The following is a 798-nucleotide window of genomic DNA, read 5'->3' as shown; positions in this document are numbered from 1 at the left end:
AGTAAAATTCAACTATCCGACTATACCGAGAATATGGAGACATGCATCGAATCATATTACAATCGATATTCCATCACAGTTAAACATATCAGAAATTTATTTTGAGGAAGGTATAGACAACTCTTACTATATGAAAAATGAGCAAAGAGTTAAGTTTTTATTTCCTTCAAAACCTAGTGTGAGATTTGATTCTTTCGATCTCATTCAATTTTCCTGCACTGTGATACCTATCAAACCAGGAGTTCGAACCTGGTCTGCTTGGGCTATACTTATCCTCTTTATTCTGATGACAATTTCTCTATTCGTGAGGATTGGCGGTTTAGCTCACAACTCTTCCAACACTTTTGAGGTTCCCAATAGCTCGATAGGCATCGTAACTTCAGCAGCATCACTTATCCTCGTACTGATAGCGAAAGATGCTGAACACCCGTATATACGCTTAAGTCTCTCACCCTACAGAACTTCAGTCGCGTGGACCGCATTAGCCCTATTCCTGCTTTCTCTCTTGGCATCAATTCCGATTATTGAGCCCATCTGGAATTTTGCATGGATGTTGGTCTATATTATTTCATCCATTGCTGTTATAATTAGACTTATTACTTTTCTGCAGTTACCTGAACCGGAAAGGGAAAATAATATATTTTGGAGATGTATCTATTTTTATTTCAAAAATTTAGAAAATAATCTATTTCCTAAGGAATAGCAAAATGAGGATAAACGAATATAATTTTGGAATCGGCATCAGCTATGATTCTTCAAAAATCGTAAATAAAAAAATCGTTCGAAACGTGTATACGA

The 798-nt window shown here is 36.0% G+C and carries 1 protein-coding gene; it reads left to right on the top strand.

Annotated elements, in window-relative coordinates; translation table 11 throughout:
* Positions 1-703: hypothetical protein (locus A7E48_RS11320; protein WP_233125962.1), on the top strand; the 703-nt coding region annotated here is incomplete at its 5' end.
* Between the last annotated feature and the right edge of the window lie 95 nt (positions 704-798).

The sequence above is a fragment of the Rothia sp. ND6WE1A genome, from assembly GCF_001683935.1.
Taxonomy (GTDB): Bacteria; Actinomycetota; Actinomycetes; order Actinomycetales; family Micrococcaceae; genus Rothia; species Rothia amarae.
This window is presented reverse-complemented; position numbering and strand designations above follow the sequence as displayed.